The sequence below is a fragment of the Microseira sp. BLCC-F43 genome (genome assembly GCF_041929235.1).
Taxonomy (GTDB): domain Bacteria; phylum Cyanobacteriota; class Cyanobacteriia; order Cyanobacteriales; family Aerosakkonemataceae; genus Microseira.
The window spans coordinates 1-2893 of sequence record NZ_JBHFNP010000175.1 but is presented as its reverse complement, the minus strand read 5'-3'; the positions used below and the strand labels follow the sequence as shown (position 1 = coordinate 2893).

At 47.6% G+C, this 2893-nt stretch carries 2 protein-coding genes; both read right to left on the bottom strand.

The genetic code is table 11. The features are described 5' to 3' along the window. Window positions 1-249: 249 nt before the first annotated feature. The gene (gene galK / locus ACE1CM_RS24965) at window positions 250-1320 is read right to left on the bottom strand and encodes a galactokinase (protein ID WP_374881401.1); all 1071 of its coding nucleotides are present in this window, start codon (window positions 1318-1320) and stop codon (window positions 250-252) included. 229 nt (window positions 1321-1549) lie between these two features. Continuing rightward, complete coding sequence (locus ACE1CM_RS24960) at window positions 1550-2650, bottom strand: M24 family metallopeptidase (RefSeq protein WP_374881399.1); 1101 nt, start codon at window positions 2648-2650, stop codon at window positions 1550-1552. Window positions 2651-2893: the final 243 nt, after the last annotated feature.

The following is a 2893-nucleotide window of genomic DNA, read 5'->3' as shown; positions in this document are numbered from 1 at the left end:
CACGCTTGTATAAGTATGATAACTGCTATTCTTGTGCAACACAATCATATTGGGCAACTCCGTACCTCCTAGCCTGAGAGATTCATCCCACGCTCACCATATCGGGTTGAGACGTGGGGCTTCTCGCGATTTAAGCTAAATCCGGGTTGCAACGAGGGCTATCGCTTGGTTCGATAAAATGACCGATGAACCAACCCCACCGACTCGAACCATCAACAGCGGCATTGCCAACGATAACTTCAGACGGCATCAGGGAATCTCCGGAACTAATATGTGTCCTTTATAACCGGCATTTTCATAGCGTTTGAGGATGTTATAAGCTAATGCATCTGCCTTACCCTCCTCCAATAGGGCAACGCAAGCACCGCCGAACCCCGCACCCGTCAACCGCGCGCCGAATACTCCCGGTGTTTCTTGTAACATTGCTACGAGAGTATCCAAGGGGGGGACGGAAACTTCGTAATCATCGCGCAGACTGGCGTGGGAAGCATTCATTAATTCGCCAAAGCGGATCGCCGATACACCGGAGAGTACTTCCAGCACTCTGTTATTTTCTGTCACGACGTGACGGGCGCGACGTCGCAGCGGTTCGGGTAAAATTTCCACAGCCTGGGGATCGGCGATATCTCTCAAAGCTTTAACTTTCAGCAACCTCGCCGCCTCCTCGCATTCCCCGCGACGTTGGTTATATCCGCTACCTGCCAGCTGGCGAGGGACGCCGCTATCGATGACCAAAATTTCGGCACCGGCGGGGAAAGGTAATACTCGACGTTCGAGGGTACGAGTATCCAAAAATAACATTGAATTAGTATCGGCTAAACTCGATGCCATTTGATCCATGATGCCGCATTGGACGCCAGCATATTGAATTTCAGCTTGTTGTCCGAATTGGGCAATTTGGATATCATCGATGTTGAGATTTAAGAGCTTACGTAAACTCCTTAATGTCGCGACTTCTAAAGCTGCGCTGCTAGACAAACCCGAACCCATCGGTACGGAAGAAGTCACGTATAAATTTAGCGGCGGTATTGTATATCCTTTTTGTTCCAAAACTCGAATACAGCCCAAAATATAGCTAGCAAATCCTTCTATAGTGGGATGACTTTCTGAAATACTTACCTTTTGGTCGAGTTCTTGGGAATAAAAATGGTGCTGCGAATCGCTGCTGAAACTTAGTTGGACAGTCGTGCGTTGGGGTATTGCCGTTGGCAGAACAAACCCATCGTTATAGTCGGTGTGTTCGCCAAGTAAGTTTACCCTTCCTGGCGCACTTGCTTCTGTTTGCGGTGCGGTACTAAATACCTGCTGAAACTCTGGCATAATAGATAACTCAAAGGGAAAACATTGCTTTTTTTAGTTTTAGATCTGTGGGGGCGGGTTTATATATATTTTTGGCTTCTTTTATGTATTGTTGGTAAAACCCGCCCCTAGATTCCAGCAGATTGCAAACTCGTCTGTGGTACAGCCTTTTGGCTTCGTTTGTCTAGCGGCACCCTTAAGGGTGCCGCTAGACAAACGAAGGTGTACCTCGGCTGCAATCCGCTATAAATTATCCCATCTCCAAAGGCAAGGGACGCAATCTACCATCTATTTCAATACTAGGCCAATTTGGCTCGAAAGTTAGATTTTCCAACTTTCCATCCGCAAGAATAACAAAAGTATCTTCAATCTTTGCACCGGGTAAACTTGGATTCCAAGCAACAGCCATATTTTCTGCCAAAGTATCGGTAGTAGTAGGATTTGCGACAATTTCTCGCGCTAGATATCCGGTTGTTCCTCCTTGGTGATGTTCGCGGATGGCATTGGCATATCCGTATTCTTCATAAGCTTGTTTCAACCCATCGTAAACCGAATTAAGCGATGTTCCTGGTTGGCATAAATTCAGCGCCAAAGCTTCGATTTGTTGGATATCCTGGTGCAATTTTTTGTATTCATCCCCCATAGCGCCAAAACAAACAAATCGGGTAAGATTCGCGTACAAACCATATCCCCTAGCGCAAAATACCATCATCGCTTGGTGTCCAATTTGTTCGCTGCTGGGTGTAGCATGACGGTAAAGTGGTAAACGTCTTTCACCAGCGACTAAAGTTAATGCTGGATGTAACCCCCTCGCCCACAATGCTTCTGCACCTGCGCCCGCTAGCTGATATTCTGTCCAACTAGGCTTAGCGGCTTTTAGCACTTCTGTCATCGCTGCGCTTGCTTTACGCCCGACTTCGCGATATCGCTCTAATTCGCTTGACATTAGTACCCGTTTGTGGTTTGGCAGCGATGGGGGTAATCGTTTTTCGATGTGGGGAATGGGGCGATCGCATAACACTTTCCCCCCATTTGTAGCTTCTTTTACAAAAGATTCCCGCGCCTCTGCATCTGCCCAAGGGTTGATTTGGAATTGAAAATTATCGGAAATTTCCTCATCTTTTAACCGCTGGGCTTCAATTTCATCGGTCAATATCCACGCATTTTCTAACGTTACCAATACTTCCGCTACTCCGGTTTCTGCGGTAAGCAATACGGTATTTGAACCGCCAGCAGTCGCCCATGCAAACCAGTCTGTACCTTTGAAACGCACGCCTTGTGCTGCGGTTTCTGTTAATGCATTTCGGATTAATTCTAATTTGGCGGAAACTTCTTGGTTTAAATCGTTCATAACTTACCTCCTACCCGAACAAACCCCTCCCCCAACCCCTCCCCGACACGGGAAGGGGCTTTCTGTGTTTCTTTCTCCCCCTTCCCTTGCAGCGAAGGGGCTTTCTTTCTTTCTTTCTCCCCCTTCCCTTGCAGCGAAGGGGCTTTCTTTCTTTCTTTCTCCCCCTGCCCTTGCAGCGAAGGGGCTTTCTTTCTTTCTTTCTCCCCCTGCCCTTGCAGCGAAGGGGCTTTCTTTCTTTCTTTC

Bases quoted from the DNA above. Each gene is read 5' to 3' on its own strand.
- galK (WP_374881401.1), bottom strand. From the start codon at position 1,320: ATGCCAGAGTTTCAGCAGGTATTTAGTACCGCACCGCAAACAGAAGCA.
- ACE1CM_RS24960 (WP_374881399.1), bottom strand. From the start codon at position 2,650: ATGAACGATTTAAACCAAGAAGTTTCCGCCAAATTAGAATTAATCCGA.